This window comes from Mesorhizobium sp. CNPSo 4688 (assembly GCF_057784295.1).
In genome coordinates, this window is record NZ_JBWLUY010000006.1 from 1 (window position 1) to 19,665 (window position 19,665).

A 19,665-nucleotide genomic window follows, 5' to 3' on the forward strand; every position below is an offset into this window, starting at 1 on the left:
AAAACTCAACGGCGTCGACCCGTACGCCTACCTCACCGACGTCATCACCCGCATCGTCGCCGGCCATCCGCAAAGCCAACTCGACGACCTGCTGCCCTGGGCCTACGCCCCCGCACCACTCAAGGCCGTGGCCTGAGAACAGCGGTTACTCTGCAAAGGCGCCGACGAAATCTGGATCGGGCCGGAGAACGGCACATCCATATCGAGGATCAGGTAAAGCGCTCCGGCAATCAGCGCTGCCGAGACGACGAACGTCTCTATGGTGATGGCATTTCGCGGCGCCCTGAAACCGAAACTGGCGAAGATCAGCACCAGCCAGGCAACGAGCATAACGATCAGCGGCCGCGGGATGGTACCTTCCGATTGCTCAATCAAAGCCCAGCGCAGTTCCACCACCTTCTGCAGATGCTGGCGAGCGTCCTCCAGCATAGAACCATGCGCTGCGTCAGGAGGCTGCAGAGCGGTCAATCGTGTGCTGATCTCGGTCAACAGACGTTCAGACAGCCGGTTGGCGACGAGGGGTGTTTCGTTGGTTTCTGTCCAGTTGTTGGTCTGTCTTTGCACATAAGCGACCAGCGGCTGACGGACCTCGGCGGTCTCAGGCCCATATTGCCGAAGCGACCGGTCGAGAAGGATCAACTCGGTCGCATATGTGTGCACGTTGCGGTCGATCGACTCGAAAGTGTTCTTGGCCGAGTTGATCATCAGACCAAGCACCAGCGAGGTCATGACGACGAACAGGTTGGCGGCCAGCCGTACCACATTGTTGGTGTCGTCCTCGCGGTGATGCGCGGGCAATTTGCCATAGACAGCCATGCTGACCAGCGGCGCCGCCGTCAGGCAGAGGAAAACGGCGACCGCGATGAGTGTTTCGTGCATGGCAGCCATTTCTGCACGTCAAACGCCGAATGCCAATGGCCGGCAGAAATACCCTGTCACGCAAGTATCATGTTCGCGTCCTAGACCGCTTTGCGGGGGGCGACATCGTCGATGCGACACGGAGCCCTTTGCAGTCTCAGCCGCTTGAAGGCTTGTCACAAAGAGGATCTCCATGAAAATCTCGCACCGGACCCTGTCGCTCGGCGCCGCATTGGCGCTGTTTACCGCTTTGACCCCTGCCCTTGCCGACAGCACCGCCACCGTTGGCGGCGTCAGTTTCGTCAACAAGGGCCTGGTCGGCGTCGGCCGCATCCCGGCCGACCTGAAGGACAAGTTCGGCGAGACCTTCGGCTCCGGCTCCGGCATGTCGATCGACGCCTCGAGCTGGACGCATGACGCCAATGGCTACAAGGGTTCGCTCTGGCTGCTGCCTGACCGTGGCTACAATGTCGTCGGCACCACCGACTACCGGCCGCGCATCAACACTATTCGTATCGAGCTCACGCCGACCGCACTGGGCGCCACGCCCGCCGCCGGCCAGGAACAGACCGGCGTCAAGGCGACGCTTGCCGATTCCCTGCTGCTCACCGACGACAAGGGCGCCGATGCGACCGGCCTCGATCCGCTCAACGGCGTGCGCGCGGCGAGCGGCGAGCTACCGATCCTGCCCGAGGCCAACGGCAAGCTGGCGCTCGACAATGAGGCGATCGCGCGGCTGCCCGACGGCACCATGTTCATCTCCGACGAATACGGCCCCAACATCTACCGCTTCTCGGCCGACGGCCATCTGCTGTCGGCGACGCAGCCGCCGGCGGCCCTGGTGCCGATGCGCAAGGGCAAGCCGAACTTCGCCTCCGACAATCCTGGCCCGGGTGCCGCCGAACCAGATCCGAAGGATCCCGAAACCGGCCGTCAGAACAACCAGGGCCTCGAAGGCATGGCGCTGACGCCGGACGGCAAGTCGCTGATCGCGGTGCTGCAGTCGGCGCCCCGGCAGGATGGCGGCGATTCCGGCGCCACGCGCCAGAACACTCGCGCGCTGGTCTATGACGCCACCGACCCGGCCCATCTCAAGCTGGTGCACGAGTATGTCGTGCCGCTGCCGGTATTCAAGGACGACAAGGGCAAGACCAAGGTCGCCGCGCAGAGCGAGATCGTGGCGCTGTCCGACAAGACCTTCCTGATGCTGGCGCGCGACAGCGGCAACGGCCAGGGGGTGAAGGGCGACACCTCGCTGGTGCGCCAGATCTTCGTCGTCGACGTCTCGGTCGCGACCGACATTGCCGGCGGCGCCTTCGATGCCGCCGACAACCCGTTGGCGCCCAAGGGCGTACTCGACCCCTCAGTGACACCGGCCAAGCTGACGCCCTTCATCGACATCAACGACAACAAGGAACTCGGCCGCTTCGGCCTGCATGACGGCAAGCCGAACGACAAGAACAACCTGTCGGAGAAGTGGGAAGCGATGTCGGTGGTGAGCGTGCTCGATCCGGCGCTGCCCGACGACTATTTCCTGTTCGTCGGCAACGACAACGACTTCCTTGCCCAGGACGGCTTCCAGGTCGGTGCGCCCTACAAGGCCGAAGACGGCGTCGATGTCGACACCATGTTCCTGGTCTATCAGGTCACGCTTCCGGGCCTCGCCAGGAAGTAGCAGCATAGAAAAAGGCGGACGCGCCGAACGCGTCCGCCTTAACTGCTTATCGACGATCAGCGATGCCGCGAAGGCTATTTCAAGATCTCGGCGTCCCTCGGCACGCCGGCATCGATCGGCTCGGCGGTCCTGTTCGACACGGCGGAGCTCTCCCCGGCGACCGAGAAGTTCGCGCGCACATGGACCTGGGTTACGCCGTTGACCCGGCTGTAGAGGTCGATGATGTCCTGGTTCATGAAGCGCACGCAGCCCGACGACGCGTTCTTGCCGATGGAATCCCATTCCGGCGTGCCGTGCAGCCGGTACATCGTGTCCTTGCCGTCGCGGAACAGATAGAGCGCGCGGGCGCCGAGCGGGCTCTGCGGTCCCGGCGGCATGCCGTCCTTGTATTTCGCCAGTTCGGGGCGGCGCTGGATCATTTCCGGCGGCGGCGTCCACACCGGCCACTTCTTGCGCGCCTGGACCACGGCGCTGCCGGTCCAGCCGAACCCGGCCTTGCCGAGGCTGACGCCGTAACGGATCGCCTTGCCGCCATCGCGCACCAGATAGAGGAAATGCTCCGACGTATCGACGACGATGGTGCCCGGTTTTTCGCCGGTCGGGTCGGTCACGATCTGGCGCACGAACTTCGGATCGAGCTTGGATATCGGGATCGCCGGCAGTTGGTAGCCCTCGTCGACGCGTGCCGCGTACATGCTTTCGGCAGCGCCGAAAGCAGAATCGCTTGGCGGCGGCGGCGCTTCCACCGGCGGCGGCGCCACGTCCGTCGTTGTGCAGGCCGAAAGCGCCACGGAAGCGGCACCCAAGGCGGATGCCCCGAGAAACGCGCGCCGGTTCAGGCGCTCGGAAAAAAGCGGATTGTCGGACATGATCCCCCCGGGTTTGCGGCCCCACGCGGCGTCGATCCATATCCCATTCCGGATGCTTTGAGAACCTGATTGGCTCAGACGCGCAAGGCCGAATGTTCCGATGGCGCATCGACCTTATCCGTTAAATCGGCAATCATTGCCGGGCGGACTTTGAGATGAACCTAGGCCGAGCAGCCCATGGACGAAAAAATGCCCGCGCGTCGGCGCCCGGTCGACCTGACCAGCGGCCCCATCCCGCGCACGCTGCTTTTGTTCGCGCTGCCGGTGCTCGGCTCCAATGTGCTGCAATCGCTCAACGGTTCGATCAACGCCGTTTGGGTCGGCCGCTTTCTCGGCGAATCGGCGCTGACCGCGACGTCCAACGCCAATCTGGTGCTGTTCCTCATCCTTGGCACCGTGTTCGGCATCGGCATGGCGGCGACCATACTGGTTGCGCAATCGGTCGGCGCCCGCGACCTGCCCGAGGCCCGCCGCATCGTCGGCACCAGCGCCTCTTTCTTTTTCCTCGTCTCGGTGGTGTTCGCGGTCTGCGGCTGGATCTGGGTCAACGCCATTCTCAACACGCTTGGCACGCCACCAGATGCGCTGCCGCTGGCGCGCTCCTACCTGCGCATCGTCTTCGTCGCCGTACCGATGATGAATCTCCTGTCCTTCGTCATGACCGTGCTGCGGGGTGCGGGCGATTCGCGCACGCCGTTCTTCTTCATGGCGCTCGCCGTGGTGCTCGACATCGTGCTCAACCCGCTGCTGATCCGCGGCATCGGCCCTTTCCCCGAACTCGGCATTGCCGGCTCCGCCACCTCGACACTGATCGGCCAGACGGTGAGCGTGATCGCTATCCTCGTCGTGCTCTATGCCCGCAGGCATCCGCTCAGGATCGCCGGCGCCGACCTCGCTCTGCTGCGGCCCGACCCGACGCTGCTCAGGATAATCGTCTTCAAGGGCGTGCCAATGGGCCTGCAGATGATCGTCATTTCGGCGGCGGCACTGACGGTAATGGGCATCGTCAATTCCTACGGCTCGCAGGTCGCCGCCGCCTACGGCATCGCCGCCCAGCTGTGGACCTATATCCAGATGCCGGCGCTGGCGATCGGCGCCGCTGTCTCCTCGATGGCGGCGCAGAATGTCGGCGCCGGGCGTTGGGACCGCATCGGCAAGGTCGCCGCCTCCGGCGTCGGCTTCAACCTCCTGCTCACCGGCGCGTTGGTGGCGCTGCTGTTCTTCTTCGACAGGCCGGTGCTCGGCCTGTTCCTCAGCGGCGACAGCACCGCGATCGACATTGCGGCCCACATCAACAAGGTGGCGTCCTGGTCCTTCATCCTGTTCGGCGTCACCATCGTGCTGTTCGCCACCGTGCGCGCCACGGGTGCCGTCATGCCGCCGCTGATCATCCTGGTGATTTCGGTGCTGGTGGTGCGCACCGGCTTTGCCTACTTCTTCCGGAGCTACATCGGCGAGGAAGCGCTGTGGTGGAGTTTTCCGGCAGGCTCAATCACCTCGCTGGTGCTGGCCGCCGCCTACTATCGCTTCGGCCGCTGGCGCACCATGCACATGATCGAGGACCGTCCGGCCGCCGGCGAGCCGCCCGACACCGGCCTCGGCATACCGCGCCACCGCGCCAACCTTGCGCCCGAGACGCCGAACGGGTGACATTCAGCGCGCGTATTTTGCGCCGAATCCCAACGCGATTACGGAGAAGAGAGCGATCATACCGGCAAAGGCCAGGCTTGCCGTCGTCGGGCTGCTCCAGTTCGACAACAGGCCGATGCCGATGACCGGCAGCGCATTGCCGCAGAAGCAGCAGATGAAGAAGGCCGACACCACTTCGGCGCGGCGGTTCGTGGGCGCGATCTGGTTCACCACTTGCAGGCCGCCGCGATAGCCGAGCGCGGCCGCCACGCCGCAGAGAGCAGTGGCGGCAATCATCAGCGGCATCGAGGCAAAGACTTGCGCGGCAACCACCAACACCACAGCTGGGATCATCAGCCCCAGCGCCGCCAGCATGCCGGCACGGCTGGGCAGTCTGGTCGTGGCCAGGATGGTGGCTGCGGCCACGATCGACAATTCGAAGAACAGCCCGCCTGCTTCGGCATGGTTGGCCACATGCAGCTGCTGCGCCAGGATGCTCGGCGCCAGCGCTGCATAGAAGCCGACCAGCGCCATGGCGCCGAAACCGGTCACCGCCGGCGCCACGAAAGCGACGCGGATGTCGGCCGGCACCGAGAGGCGCGGCCGCAGCGAAACATCGGCCAGACTCCCCGGCCGCGACACGGTTTCGCGCGTGCGCCAGATCATAAGCGTGACCACGACAAGCATCGCCAGATAGACCGCAAACGTCAGCCTGAGCGGCCAGGGCGCATATTCGGCGAGCAGGCCCGAGGCAAGCGCGCCGAGGCCGAGGCCGACGAAGTTGGTGCTGGTAGCGATGACGGCCGCGCGCGACTTGTCTTTGCCTTCGATCAGCTCGGCAAGCCAGGCCGTGCCGGTTCCCGCGCCGATGCCTATGCCAAGGCCGCTCAGGATGCGGGCCGCATCGAGCCAGGCGACATTCTCGGCCAGCAGGAACACCAGCGCGCTGACCACCGCCACCGCCATCGATGCCAGCGCCGCAGGACGGCGGCCAATGCCGTCGGACAGGCGCCCGAACATCAGCAATGCGCCGAGATTGCCGACGACATAGACGGCGTAGACCAGCGTCAGCGTGATCTGCGAGAAACCGAAAGCCTGCTTGTAGATGACGTAAAGCGGCGTCAGCGCCGTGCTGCCGGCGAACAGCGCCGCGATCATGGCGGCAACCGCAGTCATCGCGGCACGGCCGCCGTGTTCATGGCCGCGTCTCGTCGTCTCGGCATAGCTGGTCATAACAAACTCCGGCCAGTTGCCCCAACGCCCCGATCGAATCCCAACGTCTACGTAAGGATTGCCGTTCCGCCTGCCGAACCCGCTCCTGACAATCTTGTCAGGATGGTCTTGCACGAAATCCTCCCGTAACGTCCGTCCAATGAGAGGGAGGAACCATGGGTAAAGGCAGAGTCGAGGCATTCACGGATGGCGTCGTCGCCATCATCATCACCATCATGGTGCTGGAGCTGAAGGTGCCGCATGGCGAGGACCTTTCCGCGCTGGCCCCGCTGTGGCCGATCTTCTTCAGCTATGTCTTGTCCTTCATCAATGTCGGCATCTACTGGAACAATCTGCACAACATGTTCCACACCGTGCAGCGCGTCGACGGCCGCGTGCTGTGGGCAAATCTCAACCTTCTGTTCTGGCTGTCGCTGATCCCGGCAACGACCGCCTTCATGGGCGAGAATCATTTCGCGCCGGTCCCTGTCGCCGTCTATGGCGTCGACCTCGTGCTGTGTGGGGTCGCTTACAGGATTCTTGTGACCAAGCTGCACCATCTGCATGGCAACGAAACCGCCTTCGCCAAGGCGTTGGGCAGTGACCGCAAGGGCAAGATTTCGGTAGCGCTATACATAACTGCGGTGCTGCTGACCTTCGCCAACCAGTGGATCGGCGTCGCGATCTACTTTCTGGTGGCTGCCATCTGGTTCGTGCCGGATACGCGGTTTTCGCGAGTGATCGAAAAGTAGCGGGCGCTACTTGCGCATCGCCTTCAGCTTTTCGGCGACCGATGCCGCAAGGTCGGCGTAGCGCTCCTCCAGCCGTTCTGCCGCCTTGATGATCGAAAAATCATGGCCGAACTTTTCCAGCGCCATGCGCAATTTCTCGACGAACTCGGCCTGTTTTTCCAATGCCGAAAACAAGGTCTTCACCTGCGCTTCGCTGATATCGGGATTGGCGAGCATCTGCGGCACCTCGCGGCCCATCTGGTCGCCGGTGGCGGTCTGCTCCTTCAGGATTGCGATCCAGTCGGTCAAACGGCAGTCTCCCTTTTCAGCTGCACCATGCGCAGCCAGCGCCTATACGGTCAACCCGAACACGCTGGACAGCCTTGCACGAAGCGCTTCCTGCGCTAAGTTCGGCGCGACCCCAAACAAGGACCTGACCATGACCAGCGATGCCGAAATTCAGTCCGCTCTGCCCGCCCTCAGCCCAGGCAATGTCGCCGTTATCACCGGCGGCGCCAGCGGCATCGGCCTTGCCGCGGCAAAGAGGCTGGCGGCAATGGGCATGAAGATTGTGCTGGCCGACATCGGCGGCGCGCGCCTCGATGCGGCCCGCCAGGCGGTCGCCGCGATCGCCGGTGAGGATGCCGTGCTCGCCGTCGCTACCGATGTCTCAAAGGCGGACGAACTCGGCCGGTTAGCGGAGACGACGCACCACGCCTTCGGCGCCGTCTCGCTGCTGATGAACAATGCCGGTGTGGGCAACAATCCGGGAAAACCCTGGGAAAACGGCGACGCCTGGAAGCGGCTGATCGACATCAATTTCTGGGGCGTCGTGCACGGCGTCGAGGCCTTCGCGCCAGCCATGCTGGCGTCGGGCAAGCCAGGCCTGATCGTCAACACCGGCTCCAAGCAAGGCATCACCACGCCACCCGGCAACCTGGCCTACAACGTCTCCAAATCGGCGCTGAAAACCTTCACCGAAGGCCTGGCGCATGCGTTGCGCAACGAACCGGGCGCGAAGGTTGCAGCGCATCTTCTCATCCCCGGCTTCACCTTCACCGGCATCACCGAGGGAGCGACCGAAAAACCGGCCGGCGCCTGGACCGGCGAGCAGGTCATCGACTTCATGCTGACCTCGCTGACGCGTGGCGATTTCTACATCCTGTGCCCCGACAATGAGGTGAAGCGGTCGACGGACGAAAAACGCATGGCCTGGGCGATCGGCGACATCATCGAGAACCGCCCTGCTCTCTCGCGCTGGCACCCCGACCACAAGGACGCCTTCGCAGCCTTTATGGAGCGCTGAGCAACGGTTCACGCGGCGCGTTTCTTGGGAGTGCGTTTCTGGGCCACGGCTTTCTTGGCGGCCAGCTCGGCGAGTTCGGTGTCATGCCGTTTCGCCGCCCGTTCGCATTTGTCTCTGATTTCCTCGACCTCGGTCTCGGTCAGGTGCTCGATGCCGATGAAACGGTTGTGGCCTGCGCTGACCCGGATCAGTTCGTCGAGCTTGGCCTGGACCGCGGCGCCGTCGCGGTTCTGGGTGTTCTGGATCAGGAACACCATCAGGAAGGTGATGATCGTCGTTCCGGTGTTGATGACCAGTTGCCAGGTATCGGAGAAACCAAAGAACGGTCCGCTGACCGCCCAGACGATGACGATCGCGCAGCAGCCGACAAAGGTCAGCGGCAGACCGGCCAGATGGGAAACGGTGTTGGCGATCTTGGTGAACAGCTTTTCCAATTCAAAATCCCTCATGAGTTAGACCCGATGGGAGCCGCATTCATCGCTCCAGCAAGAAACAACCGGCAGCCGCTCCCGGTTCCCTGTCGCGCGTGATATCGCTGATGCAATTGAGCACACGCCAAAGGCGCAGCGCCGGGAAAAGCCGCCTTATGGGTTTCCTGCCATAAGTCGCCATGCAGGCCGGAGAGCCTGTTCCTTCCGCTTCACAGCGGTTTACCTCCAAAGCCCCTTCCGCTGCGCCACCCCCGCATAGCGGAAGGGGTTGTTGCCGTAGACCGGCGGCTCTCTCCCCCCAACAGGCGCGCTGTCTCAGAATTTCGGTGCGAGGATTTCGACCAGCCAGTCGATAAAGACGCGCACGCGCGGCGAAAGCTGGCGGCATGCTAATCCGACCGCTGCGCTCAGGAGCGCTCTTGCTCCCAGCGATCGAGGAAGTCCTCGATCGGCAAGGCCTGCATGTCGGGAACCGCTTTGGCGAGTTTTTCCGGCGGCCAGTCCCACCAGGCGAGGCTTTCGATCCGCGCCGCGATCTCAGGAGGAAAACGCCGGCGCAATGGCTTCGCGGGAACTCCGGCGACGATCGCGTAGGCCGGCACATCCCGCGTCACCACCGCATTGGCGCCGACAATAGCGCCATTGCCGATGCTGATGCCGGGCATGACCACCGCGCCATGGCCAATCCAGACATCGTTGCCGATGTTGACAGCTTTCGCCTGCCGCCGCGCGCGAAACGCCGCATCGACGCCCAGCCAGCGGAAATACTCGTTCGGGCGGTAGCTGAGCTTGTGCTGCGTGACCCGCTCGATCGGATGCTCCAGCGCGTTGATGCGGCTGTTGGCGGCGATCGAGCAGAATTTGCCGATCGTCGTGTAGATCGCTTCGGCATGGCGCTCGAAATAGGAGAAATCGCCGACATTGACCTCGCGCAGCACCACCCGCTCGCCGATCGAGGCATAGCGACCGAGCTTGCACGCCTTCAGCTCGGCCGTCGGATGAATGCGCGGTTCAGGGTCTTTGAGGACAAGGTTCTCGGTGCGGTCCATGGCGCGGATTTACCTCCGCGCAATTGCGGAAGCAATTGTCCCGCGCAATTGCGCAAGCAATTGTCGCGTCCCCAAACAACCCACAGAGTCCGCCCTATTTCGGCTGACCGTTGGTCCACACCACACTCTGGCCGAACAGCGGCACGGTGGTCACCGACATTTTCGCCGAGCCGTTCTGCACCTGGCGCGAATGCGAGAGGTAGATCAGCGTCTCGTTTTTCTTGTCGTAGATGCGGTTCACCACCTGCTTCTTCCAGATCAGGCTGATGCCTTGCTTGAACACCTCCTCGCCGCCTTCGCTCATGTCGATGTCACCGATGGTGATCGGGCCGGTCTGGCGACACGAGATCGACGAATCCGACGGGTCCTCGAACCAGTTGCCTTTCTGCAGGCGGTCGATGACGCCGCGGTCGAAATAGGAAACGTGGCAGGTGATGCCGTCGACCTTCGGGTCCTTGATCGCCTCGACAATGATGTCGTTGCCGAGCCAGTCGACGCCGACCTTGCCGACCTCCTCAGCCGCGGCAGCGCCGGCGCCGAGGACAATGCATGCGGCCAGTGCGCCACCGATCAGTTTCTGCCCAATCCGTCTCTGCAAAGCAGCCTCCTCAGGTTCTGGTTGCCGGTCTCAGGTGGGGCGACCAGCCTGGCTTTGCAAGCTAGGCCTGTCGGAATGCCAGCATCCGCCGCAGCACGTCGGTCTTGAAGACGAAATGCTGAACCAGCGCCCCGGCGGTGTGCAACAGCACGACATAGAGCAGGATGTTCTGGCCCAGCACGTGCACCTGGGCCGCCCCCGGTACACCAAGGAACCAGGCGGCGGCGCCCGAAAGCGGCACGATGAAGATCAGCGCGTAGATGACAAGATGCGTCGCCTTGGCGAGCAGTCTCAACGCCGGATGCTCCATACCCGACACCGGCGGAACGCCGCGTGTGGTCCTGAGCCAAAGCCGCCATGCGGCTAGGACCAGCACCGTGACGCCGATCACCACATGCATATAGGCAAGGGGCAGGTCATTGGGCGAGACCTCCAGCCCCCGACGAAAGGCGCGCCACACATGCTGCATGCCGTCAGGCACGAGAAACTGGACCAGGATCAGCGCTGCGATGCTCCAATGGAGCCCGATCTGGGTTTTCGAGTAGGACGCAACGGACATATCCGACATTGGCTGGTTCCACAGCAAGAGAACAGACCGTCAAGATAGGTAGGGGCTCGAATCGGTCAAATTACGGTTTGGTAACTCCGGCCACGTTCGGAGCAGCATCGAGAGCCGGTTGCGGCAACGCGGCATCTTTGCCTTGACCGCCGCTACCGGCTAAGACTTCCGCCGCAGGTGCCAATCCGGCGCCTAAAGAAATCACGACGGACACTTCCTGATGATGCGTTCAATCCTGGTCGGCATTCTCGTTCTGATGGCGGCCGGCATCGGCTGGCTCACCTTCGACTGGTATAAGGGCCACTATGGCGGCGAGCCGTTCGGCGCGCCGTTCACGCTGGTCGACCAGAAAGGCGCGCCGATCACCGAAGCCGCCTTCAGGGGCCATCCCAGCGTCGTCTTCTTCGGCTTCACCCATTGCCCTGAAGTCTGCCCGACCACGCTGTTCGAACTGGCCGGCTGGCTGAAGACACTGGGCGACGACGGCAAGAACCTCAACGCCTATTTCGTGACCGTCGACCCCGAGCGCGACACGCCGGATGTGATGAAAACCTATGTCAGCAATTTTTCCGACCGCATCGTCGGCATATCGGGCGATCCCGACAAGGTGCACGCGATGGCGAAGTCGTTCAGCATCTACTGGAAGAAGGTCGACACCGGCGACGGCGACTACACGATGGACCACACCGCCTCGGTGCTGCTGCTGAATGCCAAGGGCGAGTTCGCCGGCACCATCGCTTACGGTGAGAGCGCCGACACGGCGATCGCCAAGCTGAAGCGGCTGGCGGCAGGCGCCCAAAGCTGATGGTGCAGACCAGGCTCCATTTCACGGCCGGGAAGGTCGAGGCCGACCGCGTCTTTGCCGCGCTCGAAGTGGCTTTCGAGGATGAGGGCCTGCCACTCGCCGTGCTCGAAGTCGACGAGGACCGCGACATCCATGAAGTCTCGCTCTATGCCGACGGCGATGTCGACGCGATCGAGGCACGGCTGAAAGATATCCTTTCTGGCCTCTCCCTGTCGAAGCCGATCGAACGCGAAGTGCTGCCCGACATCGACTGGGTGGCGCGCTCGCTGGAAGGGCTGAAGCCGGTGCGCGCCGGGCGTTTCTTCGTCCATGGCGCGCATGACCGCAGGAAGCGCCACAGCGGTGAACTCGCCATCGAGATCGAAGCCGGCCTTGCCTTCGGCACCGGCCATCACGGCACCACAGCCGGCTGCCTGGAAATGCTGGAACGGGTCGTGCGCCGCGAGCATCCCAGGAATGCTCTCGACCTCGGCACCGGCAGCGCGGTGCTGGCGATCGCCGTCGCCAAGCTGGCGCATATTCCGGTGCTGGCGACCGACATCGATCCGATCGCCGTCAGGGTCGCGGCTGCCAATGCCCGCCTCAACCACGTCAAGGCGCTGGTCGAAACGGTGACGGCGCCCGGCTTTCATCACCCGATCTTCGGCAAGCGCGCGCCTTTCGACCTCATCGTCGCCAACATATTGGCACGGCCGCTGATGCGGCTGGCGCCTGAGATGGCGAGGCATATCAGCCTCGGCGGCTCGATCGTGCTGTCCGGCATCCTCGATCGCCAGTGCAACGCGGTGATCTCGGCCTATGTCGGCCAGAATTTCCGCCATGTCAGGACCTTGCACCGCGAAGGCTGGGTGACGATCCACCTCAAGCACTGAATAGAGCGCGGAGCCCGCCGGGGCGAAGCGCACTTTGGACCAATCCGCTCTTTCGAAAATCGATTCCGGTTTTCTAGGGCATGCGCTACGCTCAAGCCAAGCACCTGAGGAGGCCTATCATGTTCCAGACCTTTGACTCCGCTGGCGATCCCAGCGTCGGCAAGCCGCGCGTGAAGCTGCTGCGGCAATGGCTGGCGGATAATGGCCTGGATGGTTTCCTGGTGCCGCGCGCAGACGAGCACCAGGGCGAATATGTCGCCGACCGCTCGGCGAGGCTGAAATGGCTGACCGGCTTCAGCGGGTCGGCCGGCGTCGCCCTTGTGCTGCGCGACCGCGCCTTCATGTTCGTCGACGGCCGCTACACACTGCAGGTCCGCCACGAAGTCGATCTCGACATTTTTGCGATCGAGAGCCTCGTCGACAATCCGCCGGCCGTCTGGATCAAGGACAATCTCGGCAAGGGCGCGCGACTTGGCTTCGACCCCTGGCTGCACACGATCAATGAGGTCAAGGCGCTGAATGTTTCGGCCGAGCAATCCGGCGCCACGCTGGTTCCGCTCGACAAGAACCTGATCGATATCATCTGGAAGGATCAGCCGGCACCACCGGTGGCGCCGGTCGAGATCCACCCGATCGGCTTTGCGGGCGAACTGGCCAAGGACAAGCTGGTGCGGCTGGCGGCGGCGATCGCCAAGGACGGCGCCACGCACGCCGTGCTGACCGACCCCTCCTCGATCGCCTGGGCCTTCAACATCCGCGGCGGTGACGTGCCGCACACGCCGCTGGCGCTCGGTTTCGCGATCCTCGCAGCCGACGGCAAGCACCAGCTGTTCATGGACCAGCGCAAGTTTTCGCGCACCGTCGCCGCCTATCTCACCCAGCTTGCCGACTTGCACGAGCCGGGCGAATTCGAGGCGGCAATCATAGCCCTTGCCAAGGGTGGCGCAAGGATCGCGCTCGACCCGGTGCTGGCGGCCGAAAAGCTCAGAATGCTGGTCGAAGACAATGGCGGCACCTTTGTTGCCGCGCCCGATCCCGCCCGTATTCCGCGTGCGACCAAGAACCAGGCCGAGATCGCCGGCAGCCGCGCCGCGCATCGCCGCGACGGCGCGGCCGTCGCGAAGCTGCTGTGCTGGCTGGAGCGGCAGAAGCCGGGCTCGCTCGACGAAATAACCGTCGTCACCAAACTGGAAGAGACGCGCCGGCAGACCGGCGAGGAAACGCAGATGCCGCTGCGCGACGTCTCCTTCGACACCATTTCCGGCGCCGGCCCGAACGGCGCTATCATGCACTACCGCGTGTCGCGCGCCACCAACCGCAAGCTGGCAAAGGGCGAGCTGTTCCTGCTCGATTCCGGCGCTCAGTATCAGGATGGAACCACCGACATCACCCGCACCGTGCCGATCGGCCAGCCGACCGAAGAGATGCGCGAGCGCTTCACCCTGGTGCTGAAGGGCATGATCGGCATTTCGACGCTGCGCTTCCCGGCGGGCACGCGCGGCTCCGAGATCGACGCGGTGGCGCGCATGGCACTGTGGAAGCATGGCTGCGACTTCGCGCACGGCACCGGCCATGGCGTCGGCTCCTATCTCGCCGTCCATGAAGGGCCGCAGCGCATCGCCCGCACCGGCACCGAAAAGCTGCTCGCCGGCATGATGCTGTCCAACGAGCCCGGCTACTACAAGGAAGGCTCCTACGGCATCCGCATCGAGAACCTGGTCCTGGTGACGCCGGCCGAACAGGTCGAAGGCGGCGACATCGCCATGCACAGTTTCGAGACGCTGACGCTGGCGCCGATCGACGTCAGGCTGATACGCACTGATCTGCTGACGCGTGACGAGCTGCACTGGCTCGACGCGTACCATGCCCGCGTGCTGGCCGAGATCGGGCCGATGCTCGACGGCGAAACGCTGGCCTGGCTGGAGAAAGCGACCGCGCCGCTGCCGCATGACGCCAAGATCTGAAGACGTGCCGGCCTGGAGTCCGTGTCCGATAGGACGCGGCGCTTAACCGACCAGATACCGGCCAATGATCAACACGGCTGCACCAACCAGAAACATTGGTAGAAGCCCACCGCGCAGCGATACTGCACCGGCGAGAACCAGCGCAGCCCATTCCACCGGCCCGGCCCCGAGCGCGGCCGGCGCCACCAGCGTTGTCAGCACTGCTGCTGGTACAGCGTTCAAACCCGCCTCGACGCGCGGATGCACGTGTTCGAAACGCGAGAGGACGAGGTGCCCGCCTACACGCGTGGCATAAGTGACCAATGCACCCGCTAGTATAATCCACAGTGTTGCGCTCACAGCGCCGCTCCACGTTTCGGCATTGCAGCGGCAAACACAATTCCAGCGGCGGCACCAATCGACACATGCCAGGGTGAGCCGACAAAGTTGTAAGCCAGGATAGAGGCGGCAGCGCTTATCAGGACGACCGGCAACCAAAGCGGCCGGTCACGAAATTCGGTCACCAGTCCGAGAAAATAGATAGGTAGCAGGAAGTCGAGGCCAATCGCATGCGGATTGGGTATCAAGCCGCCAAACGTCGCGCCCGCTGCCGACAGCGCCACCCAGAGAATGTAGATCGGCAGCGCCATGCCCATATACCAGACGAACGTCACTTCTTCACCGCGCTCGCTCTTGACCTCCGCCTCGGCATATTGCGGATCGACGAGGAAGAAGTAGGCGATCGCTTGCTTGATCGGCGGCCAATGCGCGAGGCGCGGGCCAACCGACGCCGAATAAAGCACGTGCCTGAAGTTTACTGCAAAGATCGAAAGCACGATCAGCCAAGGCGCGACCTGATGGCCGAACAGCTCAATGCCGACCATTTGACTGGCGCCGCCATAGATCGTCGCACTCATCAGCGTCGCTTCAGTCACGGACATGCCATTGTCAACCGCGAGCGCACCAAAGAGCAACGCAAAGGGCGAAGCCGCAATCACGGTCGGAATGCTCGCCCGGACGCCAAGCCAAAAATCGCTGGCCGGAGAATTTTCGGTCAAGGTCTCTGCTGACATCTCACGTTCCTAGGTCGCGCCGACATGTAGGTGTCCGCGATTGAAAAGTCAGACGAATTCGCTTGAGCCGATGAATCAGCGAAACTGATGTCATGGACCAACGCTCAGCATTGGCTCAAACAAGCAGAAGCTGTATGGTTCTTAGGTCGTCTGACCGGAACAAACCGTCGTCTGTTGAGGGCAGGCTCATGAACGGCATAAACCACCTCGTTTTGGCAGCTCACGATCTCGATGCGCTTCGTGCTGCCTATCGCGAACTCGGTTTTACTCTGACCCCGCGCGGTCAGCACCCATTCGGCACCGGCAATTCGATCATTCAGTTGCACGGCAACTATCTGGAACTTCTGTCAGTCACGATTCCGCAGGACGTTGTCGAGCATGGAGAAGGCAGATTCTCCTTCTCGGCTTTCAATCGCGACTATCTGGCCCGACATGAAGGATTCTCGATGACGGTGCTAGATACGTCGGATGCCGCCGCCGACAGAGCGGCCTGGATGGCAGAAGGGTTGCGGACATATCAGCCGTTCGAATTCTCCCGCATGGCAAAGATGCCGACCGGCGAGGACGTTCGCGTCGGCTTTTCGCTGGCTTTCCTGTCAACGCCGGCGGCACCGTGGTTCGGCCATTTCGCTTGCCAGCATTTCCGGCCGGAATATTACGCGCAGCCACAATATCTTGGGCACGCCAACTCGGCGCAGACGGTTCGCGACGTCTGGCTTTCGGGCAAGGATGCACTTGAGCTTGCTGAGCATATGCGGGCTTTTACGGGCGTGGCTGCAGAAAAGGGAAGCGCAGGCAGCATTGTCTTCAATACCCTCACAGGGGCCATCATTTTGGCCAGCCCTCAGGCTTTTGAGGATGCCTTCGGCATGCCACCTCCCCACCCTGATGACGGCCCCCATCTTGCCGGACTGACCATCAGGTGCCGAACGCTCGAAACCTTCACCGATCTCGGGCTGCCGTGGGCCGGCAGTCGGCTCGTCCTGTCGCCGACACGGGGATTCGGAACGGCGGTCGCCTTTTCGACTTAACAGCACCTGCAAGCGCTATGGGACCTTGCCCTGGATCGCCCTGCCCCAGTCGAGCAGCGGCTTGGCGCGCAATGTGAAATCGACAAGCTCGTCGACCAGCGCCGGCGCGTGAATTCCAGCCGGATCGATCATGTGCTGGACATAGAAGTGCCGGTTGCGGATGGCGTCGACAAGATCGGGTTCGTTGACCTGCTCGAAGCCGCGCGGCGTGCGCTTCAAGCGGCCCTCGGTTTCGAGTTCCAAGCCGTTTTTCTTCAGCGTTGAAAGCAGTTTTCGGAACTCGGCTGGCCGGGCGATAATGGCCTTGCGCATCGCCAGCAGCAGCGGCGGCTCCGGGTTCCACCAGGCAACGTCGGCAAAGCAGCGGTCGATCCCGACATAGACGAAGAACACGCCCTGCTCCATCTTGGTGCCGTCCGGCGACAGCATGGCCGACAGATGCTGGTTGTAGGGCCGCTTGTCCTTGGCGAAGCGCACGTCGCGGTTGATGCGGAACAGCGATTTCTTGCGGTCGCCGCGCAGGCCGAGCCCCGCCGATGCAAAGCGCTCCGTCAGCGTCTCGACCAGATCGCAGAACGGCTCGTGCAGTTCGCTGTCGTAAAGCGCCCGGTTTTCCTGGAACCATTCGCGGCTCTGATGGAAATCCAGCGCCTTCAGGAACGGGATGGCCTTTTGGCCAAACCCTTTGAACGAACCGCCGGTCATGCCTTGCCGACCCGTTGCAACCAGGTGTCCTCGTCGATGACTTCGACGCCGAGTTCGGTTGCCTGCTTCAGTTTGGAGCCGGCACCCGGCCCGGCCACCAGGAGGTCGGTCTTCGCCGACACCGAACCCGCCACCTTGGCGCCGAGCCGTTCGGCCATCGCCTTGGCTTCGGAGCGGGTCATCTTTTCCAGCGTGCCGGTGAAGACGATGGTCTTGCCGGCAACCTCGCTGTCGGCCGAGACGGTGACGATATACGGCTTCGGCTTGACCTGCTCGAGCAGTCTGTCGAGCACGTCGTCATTGCGCTCATTGCCGAAGAAATCGCGCAGCGCGCCGATCACCGTGTCGCCGATGCCGTTGACCGATGGGAAAACGGTGTTCGGATCGGCCGCCGCCGCTGTCTCCTTGCCGACCCGGATCAGTTCCTCGATGGTCGAGAAGGTTCGGGCAAGCACGGCGGCCGTCGTTTCGCCGATATGACGGATGCCTAGCGCGAAGATGAAACGATCGAGTTCGGGTTCGCGACGAGAGTCGATGGCGGCGAAGAGCTTGTCGAGGCCTTCGTAATTGCGGTCCTCGACACCGCGCACATTCTTGCGCGCCTTGCCCGAGGCGGCCTCGCGCTGCCGCGCCTGCTCCTCGCGCCGTTCGGCCAGCGCCCTGGTGACCGCTGGCCGGCGATCCCTGAGGGTAAAGATATCGGCGGCTGTCTTGATCAGTCCGGCATTGAAGAAGATATCGATGTTCTCGGCGCCCAGGCCTTCGATGTCCATGGCGCCGCGCGACACGAAGTGCCGCAGTCCTTCCACGGCCTGCGCTGGACAGATCAGTTCCCCGGTGCAGCGTCGGCGCGAATCTTCCTTGCCGGTCTTCTCGTTGATTTCGCGCGTCGCCGGCGAGCCGCAGACCGGACAGGTGTGCGGAAACTCATAGGGCACGGCATCGCCCGGCCGCTTGTCGATGACGACGCTGACGATCTGCGGAATGACGTCGCCCGCCCGTTGTATGACAACCGTGTCACCGATGCGGACATCGATGCCGTCACGGATCGGCACGCCGTTGCTGTCGAAGCCCTTGATGTAATCCTCATTGTGCAGCGTGACGTTTTCGACCACCACGCCGCCAACCGTGACCGGCGCAAGCCGCGCAACCGGTGCCAGCGTGCCGGTGCGGCCGACCTGGATGTCGATCTTTTGCACCGTCGTCATCGCCTGTTCGGCCGGGAATTTGTGCGCAACCGCCCAGCGCGGCTCGCCGGTGACGAATCCCCAACGGCGCTGCAGTTCCAGCTGGTCTACCTTGTAGACGACGCCGTCGATGTCGTAGCCGAGCGACGAGCGCAGTTCCTCGATCTTGTGATACTGCGCAATGAGATCTTCGACTGACTTCGCCCGCACCATCAGCGGACTGACCTTGAAGCCCCATTCGGCGAATTTCTGCACGGATTCGTACTGCGTCGGCGCGGGATCTGCCGTCGTGTAGCCCCAGGCATAGGCGAAGAACTTGAGGTTGCGGCTGGCGGTGACGGACGCATCCTTCTGGCGCAGCGAGCCGGCCGCCGTGTTGCGCGGATTGACGTAGTCCTGGCCGCCGACCGCCGCCGAGCGCGCCTTCAGCGCCTCGAACTCGGCATAGGTCATGTAGACCTCGCCGCGTATCTCGATGGTCTCGGGCCAGCCAGAACCTTTCAGCTTCGCCGGGATGTCGGCGATGGTCCTTAGATTGGCTGTGATGTCTTCACCCACCGCACCGTCGCCGCGCGTGGCACCCTGCACGAACACGCCGCGTTCGTAGCGCAGCGACGCCGACAGCCCGTCGATCTTCGGTTCGGCCGTAAAGGCGATGTCGAGATCCTTGTCGCGGTCGAAGAACCGCCGGCCGCGTTCGATGAAGTCGGCGACATCCTCATCGGTATAGGCCTTGGCGAGGCTGAGCATCGGCACCGCATGGCGCACCTTGGCAAAGCCTTCCGCAGGCGCAGCGCCTACCCTGCGTGATGGCGAATCCTCGCGCACGAGCGCGGGGAAGCGCTGTTCGATGGCGAGGTTGCGCCGCGTCAGCGCATCATATTCCGCGTCCGTGATAACAGGCGCGTCCTCGGTATGGTAGTGCCGGTCGTGCTCGGCGATCTCCTCTGCCAGGCGCGCAAGCTCATCGGCGGCTTCGCTTTCGCTCAACGATTCGACTGGTTTTTCAGACATGCGGCGCGGTCCTCGAATTCTGGTGGGCCACTATAAATCAGGATTTGCCGGCAGCGAGATAGGCTGTGGAAAAATCAAACCCGAACAGAGACATGCAGACATATCCTGACTCGGGTTT

21 protein-coding genes are annotated in these 19,665 nt (G+C 63.2%); 9 read left to right on the top strand and 12 right to left on the bottom strand.

Annotated elements, in window-relative coordinates:
• A partial coding sequence (locus tag AC04SH_RS12225) for a transposase domain-containing protein (protein ID WP_488575467.1) occupies window positions 1–136 on the top strand: 136 nt, incomplete at its 5' end.
• Here the strand turns inward: AC04SH_RS12225 and AC04SH_RS12230 are convergent.
• Complete coding sequence (locus AC04SH_RS12230) at window positions 103–879, bottom strand: bestrophin-like domain (protein ID WP_488575202.1); 777 nt, start codon at window positions 877–879, stop codon at window positions 103–105. The genes AC04SH_RS12225 and AC04SH_RS12230 overlap by 34 nt on opposite strands.
• 172 nt (window positions 880–1,051) lie before the next feature.
• Here AC04SH_RS12230 and AC04SH_RS12235 point away from each other — a divergent pair, with 172 nt between their 5' ends.
• A complete protein-coding gene (locus tag AC04SH_RS12235; RefSeq protein ID WP_488575203.1) occupies window positions 1,052–2,533 on the top strand; it encodes an esterase-like activity of phytase family protein in 1,482 nt (493 codons plus the stop codon).
• Between the two features lie 74 nt (window positions 2,534–2,607).
• On the opposite strand, the gene AC04SH_RS12240 is transcribed toward AC04SH_RS12235, so the two are convergent.
• Entirely contained in the window at window positions 2,608–3,402 is a 795-nt protein-coding gene (locus AC04SH_RS12240) for a L,D-transpeptidase (protein ID WP_477231499.1), read from the bottom strand.
• A 177-nt stretch (window positions 3,403–3,579) separates the two neighbouring features.
• Here AC04SH_RS12240 and AC04SH_RS12245 point away from each other — a divergent pair, with 177 nt between their 5' ends.
• Window positions 3,580–5,052, top strand: a complete 1,473-nt coding sequence (locus AC04SH_RS12245; protein ID WP_488575204.1) for an MATE family efflux transporter — start codon at window positions 3,580–3,582, stop codon at window positions 5,050–5,052.
• 3 nt (window positions 5,053–5,055) lie between these two features.
• Here the strand turns inward: AC04SH_RS12245 and AC04SH_RS12250 are convergent, their stop codons facing one another.
• Entirely contained in the window at window positions 5,056–6,264 is a 1,209-nt protein-coding gene (locus AC04SH_RS12250; RefSeq protein ID WP_488575205.1) for an MFS transporter, read from the bottom strand.
• 155 nt (window positions 6,265–6,419) lie between these two features.
• Between AC04SH_RS12250 and AC04SH_RS12255 the strand changes: the two genes are divergently transcribed.
• The gene (locus AC04SH_RS12255; protein ID WP_488575206.1) at window positions 6,420–6,995 is read left to right on the top strand and encodes a TMEM175 family protein; all 576 of its coding nucleotides are present in this window, start codon (window positions 6,420–6,422) and stop codon (window positions 6,993–6,995) included.
• A 6-nt stretch (window positions 6,996–7,001) separates the two neighbouring features.
• Here the strand turns inward: AC04SH_RS12255 and AC04SH_RS12260 are convergent, their stop codons facing one another.
• Complete coding sequence (locus tag AC04SH_RS12260; protein ID WP_095773965.1) at window positions 7,002–7,283, bottom strand: hypothetical protein; 282 nt, start codon at window positions 7,281–7,283, stop codon at window positions 7,002–7,004.
• Between the two features lie 130 nt (window positions 7,284–7,413).
• Here AC04SH_RS12260 and AC04SH_RS12265 point away from each other — a divergent pair, with 130 nt between their 5' ends.
• Window positions 7,414–8,280, top strand: a complete 867-nt coding sequence (locus AC04SH_RS12265) for an SDR family NAD(P)-dependent oxidoreductase (RefSeq protein ID WP_488575207.1) — start codon at window positions 7,414–7,416, stop codon at window positions 8,278–8,280.
• 8 nt (window positions 8,281–8,288) lie between these two features.
• On the opposite strand, the gene AC04SH_RS12270 is transcribed toward AC04SH_RS12265, so the two are convergent.
• The 4 genes from AC04SH_RS12270 to AC04SH_RS12285 form a co-directional block, all read right to left on the bottom strand.
• The gene (locus AC04SH_RS12270; RefSeq protein WP_477231504.1) at window positions 8,289–8,729 is read right to left on the bottom strand and encodes a low affinity iron permease family protein; all 441 of its coding nucleotides are present in this window, start codon (window positions 8,727–8,729) and stop codon (window positions 8,289–8,291) included.
• 389 nt (window positions 8,730–9,118) lie between these two features.
• Window positions 9,119–9,760 (bottom strand): DapH/DapD/GlmU-related protein, encoded by a 642-nt coding sequence (locus AC04SH_RS12275; RefSeq protein ID WP_488575208.1) that lies wholly within the window; start codon window positions 9,758–9,760, stop codon window positions 9,119–9,121.
• A gap of 94 nt (window positions 9,761–9,854) precedes the next feature.
• The gene (locus tag AC04SH_RS12280) at window positions 9,855–10,358 is read right to left on the bottom strand and encodes a CreA family protein (protein ID WP_488575209.1); all 504 of its coding nucleotides are present in this window, start codon (window positions 10,356–10,358) and stop codon (window positions 9,855–9,857) included.
• A gap of 61 nt (window positions 10,359–10,419) precedes the next feature.
• On the bottom strand, window positions 10,420–10,926 hold the full coding sequence (locus AC04SH_RS12285; protein WP_488575210.1) for a cytochrome b: 507 nt from the start codon (window positions 10,924–10,926) through the stop codon (window positions 10,420–10,422).
• 211 nt (window positions 10,927–11,137) lie between these two features.
• Here AC04SH_RS12285 and AC04SH_RS12290 point away from each other — a divergent pair, with 211 nt between their 5' ends.
• The 3 genes from AC04SH_RS12290 to AC04SH_RS12300 all read left to right on the top strand — a co-directional run bounded on the left by AC04SH_RS12290 (window position 11,138) and on the right by AC04SH_RS12300 (window position 14,558).
• Complete coding sequence (locus AC04SH_RS12290) at window positions 11,138–11,722, top strand: SCO family protein (protein WP_488575211.1); 585 nt, start codon at window positions 11,138–11,140, stop codon at window positions 11,720–11,722.
• Window positions 11,722–12,594, top strand: coding sequence for a 50S ribosomal protein L11 methyltransferase (locus tag AC04SH_RS12295; RefSeq protein ID WP_488575212.1), 873 nt, complete (start codon window positions 11,722–11,724; stop codon window positions 12,592–12,594). Before AC04SH_RS12290 ends, AC04SH_RS12295 begins: the two co-directional genes overlap by 1 nt.
• Before the next feature lie 119 nt (window positions 12,595–12,713).
• Window positions 12,714–14,558 carry an aminopeptidase P family protein gene (locus tag AC04SH_RS12300; protein ID WP_488575213.1) on the top strand — a complete coding sequence of 615 codons (1,845 nt, stop codon included), beginning with the start codon at window positions 12,714–12,716 and terminating at the stop codon, window positions 14,556–14,558.
• Between the two features lie 42 nt (window positions 14,559–14,600).
• Here the strand turns inward: AC04SH_RS12300 and AC04SH_RS12305 are convergent, their stop codons facing one another.
• Both AC04SH_RS12305 and AC04SH_RS12310 read right to left on the bottom strand, forming a co-directional pair.
• Window positions 14,601–14,897, bottom strand: a complete 297-nt coding sequence (locus AC04SH_RS12305; RefSeq protein ID WP_477231513.1) for an AzlD family protein — start codon at window positions 14,895–14,897, stop codon at window positions 14,601–14,603.
• Window positions 14,894–15,610: an AzlC family ABC transporter permease gene (locus AC04SH_RS12310; protein ID WP_488575214.1), complete on the bottom strand. Its 717-nt coding sequence runs from the start codon at window positions 15,608–15,610 to the stop codon at window positions 14,894–14,896. The genes AC04SH_RS12305 and AC04SH_RS12310 overlap by 4 nt, the downstream gene beginning before the upstream one ends.
• Window positions 15,611–15,798: 188 nt before the next feature.
• Between AC04SH_RS12310 and AC04SH_RS12315 the strand changes: the two genes are divergently transcribed.
• Window positions 15,799–16,641 carry a VOC family protein gene (locus AC04SH_RS12315; protein WP_477231515.1) on the top strand — a complete coding sequence of 281 codons (843 nt, stop codon included), beginning with the start codon at window positions 15,799–15,801 and terminating at the stop codon, window positions 16,639–16,641.
• Between the two features lie 15 nt (window positions 16,642–16,656).
• Here AC04SH_RS12315 and AC04SH_RS12320 read toward each other — a convergent pair whose 3' ends face one another.
• Both AC04SH_RS12320 and ligA read right to left on the bottom strand, forming a co-directional pair.
• Window positions 16,657–17,346: a DUF2461 domain-containing protein gene (locus AC04SH_RS12320; RefSeq protein ID WP_477231516.1), complete on the bottom strand. Its 690-nt coding sequence runs from the start codon at window positions 17,344–17,346 to the stop codon at window positions 16,657–16,659.
• Window positions 17,343–19,547 carry an NAD-dependent DNA ligase LigA gene (ligA, locus tag AC04SH_RS12325; protein WP_488575215.1) on the bottom strand — a complete coding sequence of 735 codons (2,205 nt, stop codon included), beginning with the start codon at window positions 19,545–19,547 and terminating at the stop codon, window positions 17,343–17,345. Before ligA ends, AC04SH_RS12320 begins: the two co-directional genes overlap by 4 nt.
• Window positions 19,548–19,665 lie beyond the last annotated feature (118 nt).

Excerpts from the sequence above, each read along its gene's own strand:
- AC04SH_RS12230 (WP_488575202.1), bottom strand. The coding sequence starts at position 879 with ATGCACGAAACACTCATCGCGGTCGCCGTTTTCCTCTGCCTGACGGCG.
- AC04SH_RS12235 (WP_488575203.1), top strand. The coding sequence starts at position 1,052 with ATGAAAATCTCGCACCGGACCCTGTCGCTCGGCGCCGCATTGGCGCTG.
- AC04SH_RS12240 (WP_477231499.1), bottom strand. The coding sequence starts at position 3,402 with ATGTCCGACAATCCGCTTTTTTCCGAGCGCCTGAACCGGCGCGCGTTT.
- AC04SH_RS12245 (WP_488575204.1), top strand. The coding sequence starts at position 3,580 with ATGGACGAAAAAATGCCCGCGCGTCGGCGCCCGGTCGACCTGACCAGC.
- AC04SH_RS12250 (WP_488575205.1), bottom strand. The coding sequence starts at position 6,264 with ATGACCAGCTATGCCGAGACGACGAGACGCGGCCATGAACACGGCGGC.
- AC04SH_RS12255 (WP_488575206.1), top strand. The coding sequence starts at position 6,420 with ATGGGTAAAGGCAGAGTCGAGGCATTCACGGATGGCGTCGTCGCCATC.
- AC04SH_RS12265 (WP_488575207.1), top strand. The coding sequence starts at position 7,414 with ATGACCAGCGATGCCGAAATTCAGTCCGCTCTGCCCGCCCTCAGCCCA.
- AC04SH_RS12270 (WP_477231504.1), bottom strand. The coding sequence starts at position 8,729 with ATGAGGGATTTTGAATTGGAAAAGCTGTTCACCAAGATCGCCAACACC.
- AC04SH_RS12275 (WP_488575208.1), bottom strand. The coding sequence starts at position 9,760 with ATGGACCGCACCGAGAACCTTGTCCTCAAAGACCCTGAACCGCGCATT.
- AC04SH_RS12285 (WP_488575210.1), bottom strand. The coding sequence starts at position 10,926 with ATGTCGGATATGTCCGTTGCGTCCTACTCGAAAACCCAGATCGGGCTC.
- AC04SH_RS12290 (WP_488575211.1), top strand. The coding sequence starts at position 11,138 with ATGATGCGTTCAATCCTGGTCGGCATTCTCGTTCTGATGGCGGCCGGC.
- AC04SH_RS12295 (WP_488575212.1), top strand. The coding sequence starts at position 11,722 with ATGGTGCAGACCAGGCTCCATTTCACGGCCGGGAAGGTCGAGGCCGAC.
- AC04SH_RS12300 (WP_488575213.1), top strand. The coding sequence starts at position 12,714 with ATGTTCCAGACCTTTGACTCCGCTGGCGATCCCAGCGTCGGCAAGCCG.
- AC04SH_RS12310 (WP_488575214.1), bottom strand. The coding sequence starts at position 15,610 with ATGTCAGCAGAGACCTTGACCGAAAATTCTCCGGCCAGCGATTTTTGG.
- AC04SH_RS12315 (WP_477231515.1), top strand. The coding sequence starts at position 15,799 with ATGAACGGCATAAACCACCTCGTTTTGGCAGCTCACGATCTCGATGCG.
- AC04SH_RS12320 (WP_477231516.1), bottom strand. The coding sequence starts at position 17,346 with ATGACCGGCGGTTCGTTCAAAGGGTTTGGCCAAAAGGCCATCCCGTTC.
- ligA (WP_488575215.1), bottom strand. The coding sequence starts at position 19,547 with ATGTCTGAAAAACCAGTCGAATCGTTGAGCGAAAGCGAAGCCGCCGAT.